At 66.1% G+C, this 15826-nt stretch carries 16 protein-coding genes and 1 riboswitch; of the genes, 1 reads left to right on the top strand and 15 read right to left on the bottom strand.

Translation table 11 applies throughout. The features are described 5' to 3' along the window. Positions 1-15: 15 nt before the first annotated feature. From tpiA to RND64_RS10560, 11 genes are all read right to left on the bottom strand, one after another. Positions 16-804, bottom strand: a complete 789-nt coding sequence (tpiA, locus tag RND64_RS10610) for a triose-phosphate isomerase (RefSeq protein ID WP_049697295.1) — start codon at positions 802-804, stop codon at positions 16-18. Continuing rightward, on the bottom strand, positions 804-2015 hold the full coding sequence (locus RND64_RS10605) for a phosphoglycerate kinase (RefSeq protein WP_049697294.1): 1212 nt from the start codon (positions 2013-2015) through the stop codon (positions 804-806). The genes tpiA and RND64_RS10605 overlap by 1 nt, the downstream gene beginning before the upstream one ends. Next, on the bottom strand, positions 2015-3037 hold the full coding sequence (gene gap / locus RND64_RS10600; RefSeq protein ID WP_049697293.1) for a type I glyceraldehyde-3-phosphate dehydrogenase: 1023 nt from the start codon (positions 3035-3037) through the stop codon (positions 2015-2017). Before gap ends, RND64_RS10605 begins: the two co-directional genes overlap by 1 nt. Positions 3038-3176: 139 nt before the next feature. Continuing rightward, a complete protein-coding gene (whiA, locus tag RND64_RS10595) occupies positions 3177-4154 on the bottom strand; it encodes a DNA-binding protein WhiA (protein WP_200903193.1) in 978 nt (325 codons plus the stop codon). A gap of 108 nt (positions 4155-4262) precedes the next feature. Continuing rightward, positions 4263-5273, bottom strand: coding sequence for a gluconeogenesis factor YvcK family protein (locus RND64_RS10590; RefSeq protein ID WP_049697292.1), 1011 nt, complete (start codon positions 5271-5273; stop codon positions 4263-4265). After that, on the bottom strand, positions 5270-6172 hold the full coding sequence (gene rapZ / locus RND64_RS10585; RefSeq protein WP_049697291.1) for an RNase adapter RapZ: 903 nt from the start codon (positions 6170-6172) through the stop codon (positions 5270-5272). Before rapZ ends, RND64_RS10590 begins: the two co-directional genes overlap by 4 nt. Continuing rightward, a complete protein-coding gene (gene uvrC, locus RND64_RS10580; RefSeq protein WP_331436631.1) occupies positions 6165-8195 on the bottom strand; it encodes an excinuclease ABC subunit UvrC in 2031 nt (676 codons plus the stop codon). The genes rapZ and uvrC overlap by 8 nt, the downstream gene beginning before the upstream one ends. A 48-nt stretch (positions 8196-8243) precedes the next feature. Continuing rightward, the gene (locus RND64_RS10575) at positions 8244-8729 is read right to left on the bottom strand and encodes a PH domain-containing protein (protein WP_331436668.1); all 486 of its coding nucleotides are present in this window, start codon (positions 8727-8729) and stop codon (positions 8244-8246) included. A gap of 17 nt (positions 8730-8746) precedes the next feature. Continuing rightward, the gene (gene ribH, locus RND64_RS10570) at positions 8747-9235 is read right to left on the bottom strand and encodes a 6,7-dimethyl-8-ribityllumazine synthase (RefSeq protein WP_049697288.1); all 489 of its coding nucleotides are present in this window, start codon (positions 9233-9235) and stop codon (positions 8747-8749) included. Beyond that, positions 9232-10572, bottom strand: a complete 1341-nt coding sequence (locus RND64_RS10565) for a bifunctional 3,4-dihydroxy-2-butanone-4-phosphate synthase/GTP cyclohydrolase II (RefSeq protein WP_331436630.1) — start codon at positions 10570-10572, stop codon at positions 9232-9234. The genes ribH and RND64_RS10565 overlap by 4 nt, the downstream gene beginning before the upstream one ends. A 5-nt stretch (positions 10573-10577) precedes the next feature. Further along, on the bottom strand, positions 10578-11228 hold the full coding sequence (locus RND64_RS10560; RefSeq protein ID WP_331436629.1) for a riboflavin synthase: 651 nt from the start codon (positions 11226-11228) through the stop codon (positions 10578-10580). A 118-nt stretch (positions 11229-11346) separates the two neighbouring features. Beyond that, a riboswitch (FMN riboswitch) is annotated at positions 11347-11504 on the bottom strand. A gap of 176 nt (positions 11505-11680) precedes the next feature. Between RND64_RS10560 and RND64_RS10555 the strand changes: the two genes are divergently transcribed. Beyond that, complete coding sequence (locus RND64_RS10555; RefSeq protein WP_049697512.1) at positions 11681-11938, top strand: lipopolysaccharide assembly protein LapA domain-containing protein; 258 nt, start codon at positions 11681-11683, stop codon at positions 11936-11938. Between the two features lie 2 nt (positions 11939-11940). Here RND64_RS10555 and ribD read toward each other — a convergent pair whose 3' ends face one another. The 4 genes from ribD to RND64_RS10535 form a co-directional block, all read right to left on the bottom strand. After that, positions 11941-12924 (bottom strand): bifunctional diaminohydroxyphosphoribosylaminopyrimidine deaminase/5-amino-6-(5-phosphoribosylamino)uracil reductase RibD, encoded by a 984-nt coding sequence (ribD, locus tag RND64_RS10550; protein WP_331436628.1) that lies wholly within the window; start codon positions 12922-12924, stop codon positions 11941-11943. 22 nt (positions 12925-12946) lie between these two features. Further along, positions 12947-13645, bottom strand: a complete 699-nt coding sequence (gene rpe, locus RND64_RS10545) for a ribulose-phosphate 3-epimerase (protein ID WP_235434263.1) — start codon at positions 13643-13645, stop codon at positions 12947-12949. Between the two features lie 10 nt (positions 13646-13655). Next, positions 13656-14222, bottom strand: a complete 567-nt coding sequence (locus RND64_RS10540) for a GtrA family protein (RefSeq protein WP_049697509.1) — start codon at positions 14220-14222, stop codon at positions 13656-13658. 231 nt (positions 14223-14453) lie between these two features. Beyond that, on the bottom strand, positions 14454-15764 hold the full coding sequence (locus RND64_RS10535; protein WP_442903971.1) for an HNH endonuclease: 1311 nt from the start codon (positions 15762-15764) through the stop codon (positions 14454-14456). Positions 15765-15826: the final 62 nt, after the last annotated feature.

Here is a 15826-nt window from a genome sequence, read left to right as displayed (position 1 = left end):
GGTGGGCACCACCCGTCAGGGCAGCGGACCACCTGCCGCGATGGCCGAGAGCGTTGCGAAGTCGTCGGCCTTCAGCGATGCACCGCCGACAAGGGCGCCGTCGACGTCGGGCTGTGCCCCGAGGTCGCCGACGTTCTTGGCATTGACCGAGCCGCCGTAGAGCACGCGTACCGTCGCCGCGGTGGCCTCGTCGGCCAACTCGGCAAGCGCACCGCGCACGGCGCCACAGACCTCTTGGGCATCCTCCGCACTGGCCACGCGGCCGGTGCCGATGGCCCAGACGGGTTCGTAGGCGACGACGACCTTGCCGATCTCTTCTGCCGAGAGCCCTGCCAGCGAACCCTTGAGCTGCTCGACGTTGTGTGAGACCTGGTTTCCGGCCTCACGAACGTCGAGGTGCTCGCCGATACATACGATGGGGGTCAGTCCGTGACGCAGCGCCGCCTTGGTCTTGGCCAGCACCACCTCGTCGGTCTCACCGTGCATGGTCCGACGCTCCGAGTGCCCGACGATGACGAAGGTGCAGCCGAGCTTCGCGAGGAAGGCTCCGCTGATCTCGCCGGTGTAGGCGCCCGAGTCGTGCTCGGACAGATCCTGCGCCCCGTAAGTGAGCAGCAGCTTGTCGCCGTCGACGACGGTCTGCACACTGCGGATGTCGGTGAACGGCGGGATCACCGTCACGTCGACCTTCTCGAAGTACTTCGCCGGCAGTGCGAACGCGATCTTCTGCACCAGGGCGATGGCCTCGAGATGGTTGAGATTCATCTTCCAGTTGCCTGCGATGAGCGGTTTACGAGCAGCCATCAGTCCTCCAGCACCTTCAGACCCGGAAGCTCCTTGCCTTCGAGGAACTCCAACGACGCACCGCCACCGGTCGAGATGTGCGAGAAGCCCTCTTCCGGCAGCCCGAGCGTGCGCACGGCCGCTGCGGAGTCGCCACCGCCGACGACGCTGAACGCGCCGTTGTTGGTTGCGGTGATGATCGCCTCGGCCACACCCTTGGTGCCCGCGGCGAACTTCGGAAACTCGAACACGCCCATCGGACCGTTCCAGAAGATGGTCTTGGCCCCGGTCAGGACCGCGGCGAAGCGGTTGACCGACTCCGGCCCGATGTCGAGGCCCATCCACTCGTCGGGGATGTCCTCGACCGAGACGGTGTCGGACTCGGCATCGGCGGCGAACTTGTCGCCGACGACGACGTCGACCGGAAGATGGATGACGTCGGCGAACCGGTCGAGAAGGTCTTTGCAGACGTCGATCTGATCTTCCTGCAGCAACGACTTTCCGACGGAATGTCCTTGTGCGGCAAGGAAAGTGAACGCCATACCGCCGCCGATGACCAGGGTGTCGACCTTGGGGGCCAGCGATTCGATCACGCCGAGCTTGTCCGACACCTTCGAGCCACCGAGCACGACGGCATAGGGCCGCGCCGGATCGGTAGTCAGTTTGGTCAACACGTCGACCTCACGCTCGACGAGCTGACCCGCGTAGTGCGGCAGCAGCTTGGCGACGTCGTACACCGACGCCTGCTTGCGGTGCACCACACCGAAACCGTCGGAGACGAACGCGCCGTCGTCGCCCACGAGCTCGGCGAGCTGGGCAGCCATCGACTCGCGCTCGGCATCGACCTTCGACGTCTCGCGGGCGTCGAATCGAACGTTCTCGAGCAGGAGCACGTCGCCGTCGGTCAGACCCTCGGCGCGTGCGAGCGCATCGGGACCGACGACGTCGGCGGCGAGTTGCACGTTGCGGCCGAGTTCTTCACCGAGGCGCGCGGCGACCGGTGCCAACGAGTACTTCGGGTCGGGTTCGCCCTTGGGACGACCGAGGTGGGCGGCGATGACAACCTTGGCGCCCGCGTCGATCAACGCGTTGAGCGTCGGCAGCGACGCGATGATGCGGCCCGGGTCGGTGATCTTCGTTCCGTCGAGCGGAACGTTGAAATCCGACCGGACCAGCACCGCGCGCCCTGAAACGCCTTCGGCCAGAAGGTCTTTCAGAGTCTTTACACTCATTACAGCGACTTACCCACCAGATCGGAGAGGTCGACGAGGCGGTTGGAGTAACCCCACTCGTTGTCGTACCAGGAGCTGACCTTGGCGAGATTGCCCTCGATGACCTTGGTCAGGCCCGCGTCGAAGATCGACGAGTGCGGGTCGCCGACGATGTCCGAGGAGACGATCGGTGCGTCGTAGTACCGCAGGATGCCCTTGAGCGGTCCGTCGGCGGCAGCCTTCATCGCGGCGTTGATCTCGTCGACCGACGCGCCCTTCTCGAGTTCGACGGTGAGGTCGGTGATCGAGCCGGTCGGGATCGGCACACGCAGCGCGAAGCCGTCGAGCTTGCCCTTCAGCTCGGGCAGCACGAGGCCGATGGCCTTGGCGGCACCGGTCGAGGTCGGGACGATGTTGATCGCCGCTGCACGTGCGCGACGCAGGTCCTTGTGCGGACCGTCCTGCAGGTTCTGGTCGGCGGTGTAGGCGTGGACCGTGGTCATCAGGCCCTTGATGATGCCGAACTCGTCGTTGATCACCTTCGCGAACGGGCCGAGGCAGTTGGTGGTGCACGACGCGTTGGAGATGATGTTCTGGCTGCCGTCGTACTTGTCGTCGTTGACGCCCATGACGATGGTGATGTCCTCACCGGTCGCGGGTGCCGAGATGACGACCTTCTTCGCGCCGGCCTCGAGGTGGCCCTTCGCCTTCTCGGCGTTGGTGAAGATACCCGTCGATTCGACGACGACGTCGACGCCGAGGTCGCCCCAGGGAAGCGCTGCCGGACCCTCGCGGACCTCGAGCGCCTTGATCTTCTGGTTGCCGACGACGATGGTGTCCTCACCCTCGAGCGACACGTCCTCGTCGAGGATGCCGCCGACGGAGTCGAACTTCAGCAGGTGTGCGAGGGACTTGTTGTCGGCCAGGTCGTTGACCGCGACGATCTCGATGTCGGTCTGGCCCAGCTTCTTTTGTGCCTCAACGGCACGGAAGAAATTGCGGCCGATTCGGCCGAATCCGTTGACGCCTACCCGAACAGTCACTGTGTGCTCCTTAAGCGGTTTCATCGGTCTCGGGCCTCACGGCCCGGGTCATGGGCGCAGCCAAAGTGCCTCCGCGAACCCAGTCACCGTCCAGCCTAGTGGTCCCGAACTGCTCCGGCACCCATTAGGGTCGCTAGCGTCAGGCGTCGTCGAGAAGATCCGACGTGACCGCCGACTCGGTATCGGGAATCCCCTCGGTGCGCGCCTTCTTGTCGGCCATCGACAACAGGCGCCGGATCCGTCCCGCGACGGCGTCTTTGGTCATCGGCGGATCGGCGAGTTGACCGAGCTCCTCCAGCGACGCCTGCCTGTGCGTGACACGCAGTTGCCCCGCGGCGATGAGGTGGTCGGGGACTTCGTCGCCGAGGATCTCCAACGCCCGTTCGACCCGCGCGGCCGCGGCGACGGCGGCACGCGCGGACCGTCGTAGATTCGCGTCGTCGAAGTTCGCGAGGCGGTTCGCGGTTGCGCGCACCTCGCGTCGCATCCGTCGTTCCTCCCACACCAGACGAGTGTCATGTGCGCCCATGCGGGTAAGCAGGGCACCGATGGCCTCGCCGTCGCGGATCACCACGCGATCGGCTCCGCGCACCTCGCGTGCCTTGGCAGACACACCGAGCCGACGAGCGGCGCCGACGAGTGCGAGCGCCGCCTCGGGCCCGGGACAACTGACCTCAAGGGCCGACGAACGCCCGGGTTCGGTGAGTGATCCGTGCGCGAGAAATGCTCCGCGCCAAGCAGCTTCGGCGTCGGCGACGCTACCGCCGACAACCTGTGCAGGCAGTCCACGGACCGGTCGGCCACGCAGGTCGAGAAGTCCCGTCTGACGCGCGAGTCCCTCGCCGTCTTTGGTGACACGCACGATGTAGCGCGCGCTTTTACGGATGCCGCCGCTGCGGAGAACGTGGACATCGGAGGCATAGCCGTAGAGGTCGTGGATGTCGCGCCGTAGGCGGCGCGCAACGTTGCCCATGTCGACCTCGGCCTCGACCACCACGCGACCGGCGACGATGTGCAGGCCGCCCGCGAACCGCAACAGTGCAGACACCTCGGCTTTGCGGCAACTCACCTGTGTCACCGTGAGCCGGCTCAACTCGTCCTTCACGGCCGCGGTCATTGCCACCGGTCCCTTGCCTCCTGTCACCTGGTTCCCAAACCCCTCGATCGGGCGATTGTGCAGACACCCGAGTCACGCAACGCCCGCGCTGCAGACAATAGACCCAGCCTAGTCGGTGCCTTCACCTTCGCACAGTTCCTTCACCAGCGATGCAACCTTGACGGGGTCGTGTACGTGCTGACCGGGGACGGCCAGATCACCGACACGCAGTTGTGCGCCGAAGTTTTTCGCCGCCCGCACCAGGTGATCACGCTCGGCACCCGACGGTACAGACGCCGAGTCGACGACGACGTCGTCGATCGACAACGTGTCGTCGTGCGCGTGCAGGACGTGAAGGTGACGCTCGACCGAGAAGCCGGGCGTCTCCCCTGGTTCGGGTGCCAGGTTGACGAACAACATCTTGCGGGCTGCGCTCTGCCGCAACGCCTTTCGCTGGGCAGGCACAAGCACGTGCGGGATGACGCTCGAGAACCACGAGCCGGGACCGAGCACCACGAGGTCGGCGGCAGCGATGGCGTCGAGAGCGTCGTCACAGGCGGGCGGGTCGGGCGGCATCAGACGCACGCGACGCACCTTGCCCGGCGTCGTCGCGACCGCGACCTGTCCCCGGATGACCCGACTGATCCGTGGATCGGATTCGAGGCCGGAGACATCCGCCTCGATCTCCAATGGGCCGGTCGACATGGGAAGTACCCGGCCGTCGATGTCGAAAAGTCTGCCCAATTCATCGAGGGCCGCGACCGGGTCGCCGAGAACCTCGGACAGGCCCGCGAGGAGCAGATTGCCGACGGGATGCCCTGCGAGTGCGCCGTATCCACCGAAACGATGCTGCAGAGTGCGTGCCCACAGCTCGTGACGGGAGCGCTCCATCGCGCCCGGTTCGGGATCGTCGTCGCGATCGTCGAGCGCGGCGGGCGCGCTCATCAGCGCGACCATCGCCATTCGCAGATCACCCGGAGGGATGATGTCGAGCTCACTCCGGAGCCTGCCGGACGAGCCGCCGTCGTCGGCAACCGTCACCACCGCCGTGACGTTCTGGCTGAGATACCTCATCGCCGTCAACGTCGCGTAGAGGCCGTGGCCTCCACCGAGCGCGACGATGCGTTCCGGGCTGCTCATTCGCGCCCCAGATCGCGGTGCATCACGCGTACGTCGTACCGGGTCGAACCGGCGTCGTCTCCCGCAGCTTTCAACCGCGAAGCGAGTTCTTCGGCGATCGCGACGCTGCGATGCTTGCCGCCGGTGCACCCGACGCTGATCGTCATGTATCGCTTACCCTCGCGCAGGTAGCCCTTGCCGACGACACCGACGAGGTCGGTGTAGAGATCGAGAAAATGCCCTGCCTCGTCGTGACCGAGCACGTAGTCGCGAACCGATTCGTCGCGACCGTTCTTCTCACGCAACTCCGACACCCAATAGGGGTTCGGCAGGAATCGGACATCGGCCACCATGTCGGAGTCGATCGGCAATCCGTACTTGAACCCGAACGACTGCACCGCGACGGACAGTCGTGGCTCGCCGTCGTGCGGATAGACCTCCTCGACGAGCTCACGCAGCTTCGATACCGTCAACGACGACGTCTCGACGACGAGGTCGGCCGAGTTCTTGATCGGGGCGAGGATGACACGTTCGCGAGCGATGCCTTCGACGAGAGTTTCGCTGCCCTGCAACGGATGTCGACGACGAACCTGCTCGAATCTACGGACGAGCACCGGATCGGTCGCATCGAGGAACAGGACCTTCGTAGCGATCCCCGCGAGTTCGAGTTGGGTGCGCAGAGACTCCAACTGCGCGCCGATCGTCGGATCGGATGCCCGCAGCACCACCGCCAGTCGGGTGACCGGCGGGTCGGACTCGCGCACGGTCTCGACGAGCGTCGAGAGCAGCGGAGCGGGGACGTTGTCGGCCACGTACCAGCCGTCGTCCTCCAAGATGTTGGCGACAGTCGATCGGCCTGCACCCGACATACCTGCCACAAACAGGACGACGAGTTGATCGTCGTCGGCGATCTCAGCCACTCTCTGCTCCCGTCTGGGTTGGAACACTTGGGACACCGTTCTGATCTGAAACACCACTCTGGGCCGGAGCGCCCGCGTTGACGGGCTCCAGCGCGTCGTGGACCGCGCGCGCCGTCGCCTCACCGATGCCGGGGACCTGTGCGATCTCGTCGATCGACGCCTCGCGCAGTCGGGCAACCGAACCGAAGTGGGTGACCAGCGCGGTGCGGCGTGCACGCCCGAGGCCGGCGACGCCGTCGAGCACCGATTCGGTCATCCGCTTACTGCGCTTGCTGCGATGGAAGGTGATCGCGAACCGGTGGGCCTCGTCGCGCACGCGTTGCAGGAGGAACAACGCCTCGCTGTTGCGTGGCAGGATCACCGGATCGTCGTCGCCGGGCACCCACACTTCTTCGAGACGCTTGGCGAGGCCGATGACGGAGACGTCGTTGACGCCGAGTTCGTCGAGAACGGCTGCCGCAGCGTGGACCTGGGGCGCGCCGCCGTCGACGACGTACAGGTTGGGCGGATACGCGAACTTCTTCGGCGGAGGCGGCGCGGAATCGACCGCACGCGCGGAGATCTCGCCCGATGTCACGTGCACCGCGGCCGACGCGGCGGCCTCCTGGTCGGCGCGGTGACGCAGGAATCGCCTGCGGGTCACCTCCGCGATGGATGCCACGTCGTCGGAGTGCCCGTCACCGGCAGCCTGCCGAATCGAGTAGTGACGGTAGTCGGACTTGCGTGGCAGCCCGTCCTCGAACACGACGAGGGATGCGACGACGTCGGTTCCCTGGACGTGCGAGATGTCGACGCATTCGATCCGCAGGGGTGCCTGGTCGAGTCCGAGCGCTTCCTGCAATTCGGTCAGCGCGGCCGACCGCGTGGTGAGATCGCCTGCGCGCCTGAGCTTGTGCTGGGCGAGCGCCTCACCCGCATTACGCTCGACGGTCTCGAAGAGTGCGCGCTTGTCGCCGCGCTGCGGCACGCGCAGCCGGACCTTCGACCCGCGCAGGCCCGAGAGCCACTCCGCGAGTTGCTCCTCGTCCGGTGGCAATTCCGGGACCAGGACTTCTCGCGGGATCGCCTCGCTGCCGTCGAGGTCGTCCTGCCGACCGTAGAACTGGGTGAGGAACTGCGAGACCTGCTCGGCCGGCGACTCGTCGTCCGGCTTCTCGACGACCCACCCTCGCTGCCCGCGTACACGCCCGTCGCGGACGTGGAAGATCTGCACCGAGACCTCGAGATCGTCGCCGACCATCGCGACGACGTCGGCGTCGGTTCCGTCGCCGAGCACAACGGCCTGCTTCTCCATCGCGCGCCGCATCGCGCCGACGTCGTCGCGCAGCCGCGCCGCGCGTTCGAAGTCGAGTTGCTCTGCCGCCGTGTTCATCTCGCGTTCGAGGCGTCGAATCATCTGATCGGTGCGTCCGGCGAGGAAGTCGCAGAAGTCGTTGACGATTGCTCGGTGCTCGTCGGCACTCACGCGTCCGATGCACGGCGCAGCGCACTTGTCGATGTAGCCGAGCAGGCACGGACGATCGATCTGGCGATGACGTTTGAACACACCGGCGGAGCAGGTTCTGGCCGGAAAGACGCGAGTGAGGAGGTCGACCGTCTCGCGGATCGCCCACGCATGTGAGTAGGGACCGAAATACCGGACGCCCTTCTTACGCGGACCGCGGTAGACGAACAACCGCGGGTACTCCTCGTTCATGGTGACCGCGAGCATCGGGTAGGTCTTGTCGTCGCGGTAGCGGACGTTGAACCGCGGATCGAATTCCTTGATCCAGTTGTACTCGAGCTGAAGCGCCTCGACCTCGGTGCCGACGACCGTCCACTCGACCGACGCCGCGGTCGTGACCATCCGACGCGTGCGTGGATGCAGCGACGCCACATCGGCGAAGTACGACGTGAGACGCGAGCGGAGGTTCTTCGCTTTGCCCACGTAGATGACGCGGCCGTGTGCATCGCGGAAACGGTAGACCCCGGGGTCGGTCGGAATCGTCCCCGGTGCGGGACGGTAGGTAGTCGGGTCTGCCACGGATTCCAGGCTAGTACGCGGTACCGACCACAGCGGCGCACCCGCCGGTCAGGTCGATGACGAACCGCTCTGGTACCGCGCTGCGAGGACGCGATAGCGATCCATCGCCTCTACAGCCCTGTCTCCGTCGCCCGCTTGGACCGCCAACACCGGGATGTGCTCGTCGGCCGGCAGCAGCAACTGTGCACCGAACCCACGGTCCGGGTAGGTCAATCCGCGCACCCGATCCCACCCGAACAGTCGGTCTCCCCACAGGTTGCGCACCGATACACCCTGCTCTCCCACGCGCAGCCGCGGCCGGGTGAAGAGCAGGATGGCGGCCGCGATGATCAGTCCGATGATGATGATCGCCGCCTGATCCGAGGCCCCGATGTTCTCCGGGCCGGTGTCGGAGATCGTCAGCAACACGCCGAAGACGATGTGGATGGCCAGCACGACGATGGCGACGACGACGGCGATCCGCGCGAGTCGGCGTGGTCGGTAGATCATGTCCCACTCGGCATCACCGTTGCGGGGTGAATCGGTCGACGCCATCTGCGGGCTGCTCTCGGTCACGCGGGCGACCCGGCGGTGCTCAACGCGCGCAGTGTGAGCGCCGACGCCAACGCCGCGGCGGTCGCCTGGGCACCCTTGTCCTCCTTGGAGTCGGGAAGCCCGGCGCGGTCGAGGGCCTGCTGCTCATTGAGCGTGGTCAGGACGCCGTTGCCGACAGGGGTCGACTCGTCGAGCGACACACGGGTCAGACCAGCGGTCACCGCGTCGCAGACGTATTCGAAATGAGGCGTCTCGCCCTTGATCACGACCCCGAGTGCCACGACCGCGTCGTGGGTCCGGGCGAGCGCCTGCACGATGACCGGCAGTTCGATGGCGCCCGCGACCTGGACGATGGTCGGGTTGTCGACGCCGTACTTGGCTGCCTCCCGCACCGCCCCGTCGAGGAGCGCGGTACAGATCGTTGCGTGCCACTGCGACGACACGATGGCGAGCGAGATGTCGCCCGCATCGCCGAGGTCGAGTTCGGGTTCGCCCGCGCCGCTCATGCCTGTCCCGCCTCACCTGCGACCGCTGCGCCGTCGGCGAGCGGTTCGTCGAGTCCGATGATGTCGTGGCCCATACGGTCGCGCTTGGTGCGCAGATACCGCAGGTTCTCCTTGTTCGCGCGCACCGGCATCGGCACACGTTCGACGATCTGCAGACCGTAGCCGTCGAGTCCGACGCGCTTCGCGGGATTGTTGGTCAGCAACCGCATCGAGGTGACGCCGAGGTCGGCGAGGATCTGCGCGCCGAGTCCGTAGTCACGCGAGTCTGCGGGCAGCCCGAGCTGAAGATTGGCGTCGACCGTGTCAGAGCCCGCGTCCTGCAGCTGATAGGCCTGCAGCTTGTGCATGAGCCCAATGCCGCGGCCCTCGTGACCGCGCATGTAGAGCACCACGCCGCGACCCTCGGTGGCGACCATCTCCATCGCGGCGTCGAGTTGCGGCCCGCAATCACAGCGAAGCGATCCGAACACGTCACCGGTCAGACATTCGGAGTGCACACGCACCAGCACGTCGCTGCCGGTTCCGTCCTCGCCCGCGATGTCGCCCATCACCAACGCGACGTGCTCGACGTCGTCGTGAATGCTCGTGTAGCCGACCGCGCGGAACTCACCGTGCCTGGTCGGGATCCGTGCGTCGGCGACGCGGACGACGTGCTTCTCGTGTCGACGCCGCCACGCGATGAGGTCGGCGATCGAGATGAGCGCAAGGTCGTGTTCGTCGGCGAAGACCCGCAGTTCGGGAGTCTGCGCCATCGAGCCCTCGTCCTTCTGCGAGACGATCTCGCAGATCACGCCCGCGGGGGTGAAGCCCGCGAGGCGCGCGAGGTCGACGGCGGCCTCGGTGTGTCCGGGGCGTCGAAGAACTCCCCCGTCCTTGGCGCGGAGCGGCACCACGTGGCCGGGTCGGGTGAAGTCGTTCGCTGTGCTCTCCGGGTCGGAGAGCTTGCGCATGGTCGTCGCGCGGTCGGACGCGCTGATGCCGGTGCCGATGCCCTCACGCGCGTCGACCGTCACGGTGTAGGCGGTGCCGTGCTTGTCCTGGTTCACCGAGTACATCGGGGGCAGGCCGAGCCGGTCGCAGGTGTCGCCGTCGAGGGGCACACACAGGTAGCCCGAGGTGTAGCGCACCATGAACGCAACCAGTTCCGGGGTCGCCTTCTCGGCGGCGAAGATCAGATCGCCCTCGTTCTCGCGGTCCTCGTCGTCGACGACGACCACAGCCTTACCGGCGGCGATGTCGGCGATGGCGCGCTCGACGGTGTCGAGCTCGACCGTCGTGTGCGTACCGGTGTCGTCGGTGACTGGGCTCTCGGTGAGGGCGCTGTTGTCGGTGCTCATCTGTGTCACTTCACTCCTGCTGCGTCCGCGGGTGTCGCGGTGGTATTCGCCGACGCGAGACGTTCGACGTACTTGGCGATGACGTCGACTTCGAGGTTGACCACGGCACCCACCTGCGCCGTACCCAAGTTCGTCTCGTTCAACGTGGTGGGGATCAGGGAAATTTCGAACCAGCTCTGCCCGTTCCCGCCGGGTTCGGTACCGATGGCCGAAACCGTGAGGGACACCCCGTCGACGGTGATCGATCCCTTCTCCACGAGGTAGCGCGACAGCGTGTCGGGAACCGCGATGCGCACGACGGTCCAGTGCTCGGAGGGGGTCACGGAGGTCACCGTTCCGGTTCCGTCGACGTGGCCCTGCACGATGTGGCCCCCGAATCGTCCGTCTGCGGCCATCGCGCGTTCGAGATTGACGCGGCTGCCGGTCGCGAGGACATCGAGCGAGCTGCGATTGAGGGATTCGGCCATCACGTCGACGGTAAACGCGCCGTCGGACGAAAGCTCCACGACAGTCAAGCACACGCCGTTGACCGCGATCGAGTCACCGTGTGAGGCGTCAGAGGTGACGAGCGGTCCGGAAATGGTGAATCGGGCCGAATCCGAAAGGTCGTCGCGCGCGACGATCGTGCCGAGTTCTTCGACGATGCCGGTGAACAATATGCGCTCCTGTCCTGCCCTCGTTGTGGGCGACCCGCTGCGTTCTGGGCTACCCGGCGTGTTCTGGCGAACACTGTCGGCAACCCGCTGGGGCGGACAGGGCGGCACACGTGTGCCGTCTTGTTCTCTCGCATCCGGACTGTGACCGTCGGCTCCGGAATCACACCGGATCTGCTGACCCCGACCTTGTGGCCGGGCGCTCGCGGGCTTGTCGTCGCGACCTGATCGCGACCACTCACCGCCGGTGGGGACTTTCACCCCGCCCCGAGAACGTCACTTTCGACGCTAGCACGCAGGTGAAGGGGTTCGACACTCACCCGAAACCCGCAATCCGCCACCGGTGCCCCTCACCGGGTGATAATTCCGATCAGCGGGCGTACATCGCCCACGCCGCAGTGCTCAACCGCAGCACTCAACCGCAATGTTCAACCTCATGGAAAGGCGGTGTCGCCGTGACCGCGAACACCGAGCGCAGTTCAACAGGACAGACGACGTCGTCGAAGCTCCTCGGACTCGCCGCACGCAACTGGATTCCACTCCTGCTCATCGTTCTGGGCGTCATCTTCATCGCGCAGAACACCCAACACGTGCGCATCAATTTCTTGTTCATCCACGTCGGAGCGTCGCTGTGGCTCGTGCTGACGATCATCGCGCTCGCGGGCGTCATCGCGGGATGGTTCATCGGCCGGAACCGCCTGAAGCGCAAGTAGGTTCAGCCGCGCGCCATGCGAATGAGAACGTCGTCGCCGAGTCGCTCGACCTCGGTGGTGGCGAATCTCTGCGCTTGCGCGAGCGTCGTGAGTGTCGGCCGATCGACAGAAGCAGCGCCTGCGCCGAGCACTGTCGGCGCAACGTAGGCCTCGATCTCATCGACGAGACCCGCGTCGACGAACGCACCGATGATCGCCGGTCCACCCTCGACGAGCACCCAGGTGGCGTCGGGTAGCGCCGCGAGGACGTCTGCCGGGTCGTGGCTGCGGACATGCAGAAACGGTGCGGCGTCGTCGCGGATGCGCGCCGACGCGTCGACGTCGCGCAACCCCATCGCCACCCTGGTCGGCTGGTGTGGCGCGAGAGTGTCGTCGGGCAGGCGCGCGGTGAGCGAGGGATCGTCGGCGAGCACGGTTCCGGTGCCGACGACGATGGCGTCGATCTGCCCACGCTGCCGGTGTGCGCGCGCCCGCGACTGAGGGCCGGTGATCCACCGACTCGTGCCGTCGGGTGCTGCGACCCGGCCGTCAACGGTCGATGCGATCTTCGCGGTGACGAACGGTCTGCCGTGCTCCTGCGTGAACAGCCAGTGGCGCAGCGGGCCGGTGCGCGCCTCGACGTCGAGGCGACCGGACTCGACGTCGACGCCCGCGTCGCGCAACCGTCCGGCTCCCCCGCTGGCGGTGGGATTGGGGTCGGCCACCGCGAACACCACGCGCGCGATCCCCGCGTCGATCAGAGCCTGCGAACAGGGGCCCGTGCGGCCTGTGTGATTGCAGGGTTCGAGTGTCACCACCGCGGTTGCGCCGCGCGCCGCGTCCCCCGCAGCACGCAGCGCCATGATCTCGGCATGCGGCCCACCAGGTGGCTGCGTGTGGCCGCGCGCGATGATCTGGCCGTCGGGCGACACGATCACCGCGCCGACGGGCGGGTTGGGAGAGCTGAGCCCCAGCGCGCCGACCGATTCCTCGATGGCTGACCGCATCGAAGAATCGAGCAGGGGGTCGTCAGTCGACACGAGCCCTGGCCGTGGCGGCCTGCTCGCGCAACGCTGCGACGGCCTTACCGGGATCGTCGGCGCCGTAGACAGCAGAGCCCGCGACGAAGCAGTCGACGCCCGCCTCCGCGGCCTGCTCGATGGTGTCGGCGTTGATTCCGCCGTCGATCTCGACGAGCAGTCGCAGATCCGACGAGTCGACGATCGTGCGCACGATCTTGACCTTCTCCAGCACCTCTGCGATGAACTTCTGTCCGCCGAAGCCCGGCTCGACACTCATCACGAGCAGCGTGTCGATGTCGCGCAGGATCTCCAGATATGGCTCGAGCGGCGTGTTCGGCTTGATCGCCAGGCCGGCCTTCGCCCCTGCGGCGCGGATGTCGCGCGCAACGTCGACAGGATCCGACGTCGCCTCGGCGTGGAACGTGACGTTGTAGGCACCGGCCTCGGCGTAGGGCGGAGCCCAGCGCTTGGGATCGTCGATCATCAGGTGGCAGTCGAGCGGGATGTCGGTTGCCTTGAGCAGGCTCTCGACTACCGGGAGTCCAAGGGTGAGGTTCGGGACGAAATGTGCGTCCATCACGTCGACATGCAACCAGTCGGCGCGAGTGCTGCCCGGATGCGCGACCGCGGCGGATTCGGCTGCGAGATTGGCGAAATCGGCGGAGAGAATCGACGGCGCGATCATCGGAGCGTTGGCGTCAGTCATGGCAGCCAATCTAACTGTCCACCGGCCCCGACGATGTGGCAGGTTCCGCGGAGGCAGTCGGCGGCACCTGCTCTTCACGCTCGGCGATCGGTGACCGCACCGCACGGAACGTCCACAGCTTGTTGACGGCGAAGTTGATGGGCATCGTGATCACGATCGTGATGATCTGGGCCCAGTATTCGCGCGAGTGCAGGCCTGCTCCCTCGTGGAAGAACGACGACGAGAGGTAGATCGGCGACGTCGGATTGGTGAAGCCGACCTTCAGGAACATCCCGACGATCGCGGCGACGCTGCCAACCGCCAGAAATGGCCAGAACTCCGACCACCAGCTGGCATGTTTGGAGCTTTTGAAGGTCCATGTGCGGTTGAGCTGGAAATTCACGCAATTCGCCACGAGAAATCCGACGATCCAGACGATAACGGTGAACCGCAGGTTGAAGTCGGTTCCGCTGACGTGCCACACCACGTCGTTCGCCTTCGAGGTACCGCCGTGGGCTTTGTTGAGCAGGATCGCGACGACCATGTTGACGACGACTCCGCACGCCCCGACAATGCCGAAACGGACAAATTGGCCCATGCTACGTATGTGTTCGGCGTACCGGGCTGCGCGAAGATCGTTCACGTAAGGGCAATATACGTGGTCACCGCTCAAACTCCCGCACCGAGAATCCGCGCGCCGTGGAAAGTGATCACAATTGAGTGTTCTGAATGCGCTGCATTTCGCCCATCTGCCATAGCTGATGTCGACTCGTCGTCGTCGACGACGAGGTCGGCGGGACCCTCGTCATCGTCAGCTACGCAACCGACGTCACGCTGCGTTGATCAGCGCCGCCAGTTCGGTCTCGAGCGCACTCTCCCCCGCCGGCCGGAAGCCGACAGCGGGCGGTGACGTGCTCCGGTGCTCGCTCCCCGAGGGTGTGATGACGTCGATCACGGTGATGTCGCCGAACTCGGTGCGCCGACGATATTTCCAACCGGGTAGTTCCTTGACCAGATTGTGGAGACGGCACAGCCCCTCGCCGTTCTCCGCGGTCGTTGGCCCACCACTGCGGTGGGCGAGGATGTGGTCGATGTGTTCGACGTGCCCGTTGCAGTAGGCAACCCTGCATCGCCTGTCACGCCGGGCGACGAAGAGCACCAGTGCCGCGGGAAAGCAGCGCGACTTTGCGTCCATCGAGACCAGCGTGCCGTCGGACGGCCTTGCGTACAGGCGTCTCAACGTCGACGCGGTCTCACTATCGGGGTCGAAGCCCTCGGAGACGAGCTGACGTGCAATAGACGCCGGAATCGGCCCGTATCCCGGAACCTCCGCCACCTTCTCGCCCCCGAGCATCGTGTCGGCCGACATGACGACGTTGACCGCGACGGGCACGGCGTCGGCCGATTTCTGTCCGGTGACCCGCTCGACGAGCGTGTCGGCCATGATCTGCGCGTGGCTACGGTCGTCTGCACCGACGACCGAGTCGGCGTACCGCTTGAGTGCCGCGTAGACCGAGATTCCCTGCTTCATCGGCAGCAGCGCGGACAACCGAGTCATCAGATCGGGCGCCGGACGTACCGACACTCGACGATCCTTCTCGGCCTTCGCTTTTCGATCCACCACGGCCTGAGGTTCCAACTCGTAGGCGTGCTGCTTGGCGAGCGCCTCGAGTTGGCGGTCGCCGACACCGTCGAGCGTCGTCGGATCCGCACAGACCCGTCGGTCGATCTCCTCGCGTGTTTCGCGGGTGAGGTAGGCCGTCTCGCGAACCAGAATGGTGGCACGCCATTCCGTCAGCCGACCCGACGCCAGCGCGTCTCGCGTGTGGGGCATCTCGTGCTGGATCGCCCGCGCGAACCCGAGATACTGAGAACCCTTCTGCGGAGAGGCTTTTCGAGCGATTCCGATTTCGGCCGAGAGTCCCCTGCCCTGCCTCGCCTTCGGTACGCCACGCAGTTCCTCATCGGCGCGACGGAGCTCATCCAGCCGCGCCGCCTCACGCGCTTGCGCTGCGGCACAGGCGGATTTGATCTCTTCCAGAACGGTCAGCCGGGCGGCGGCGTCGGCTTCGGACTCAGCGGCAGGCATCTCACCGAGCGCAAAAACCAGCGATTCCAGGTCACTGGTTTCTGCGAACATGAGACCCCCGACGCCGTCGAATCTTTGTTCTAGTATACCTCGAATAAGGCGGTGCCGCAAGC

It is taken from the genome of Gordonia sp. w5E2, from assembly GCF_036540975.1.
Classification (GTDB): domain Bacteria; phylum Actinomycetota; class Actinomycetes; order Mycobacteriales; family Mycobacteriaceae; genus Gordonia; species Gordonia jacobaea.
The sequence above is the reverse complement of the archived record's forward strand: the minus strand, read 5'-3'. Positions and strand labels throughout refer to the sequence as shown.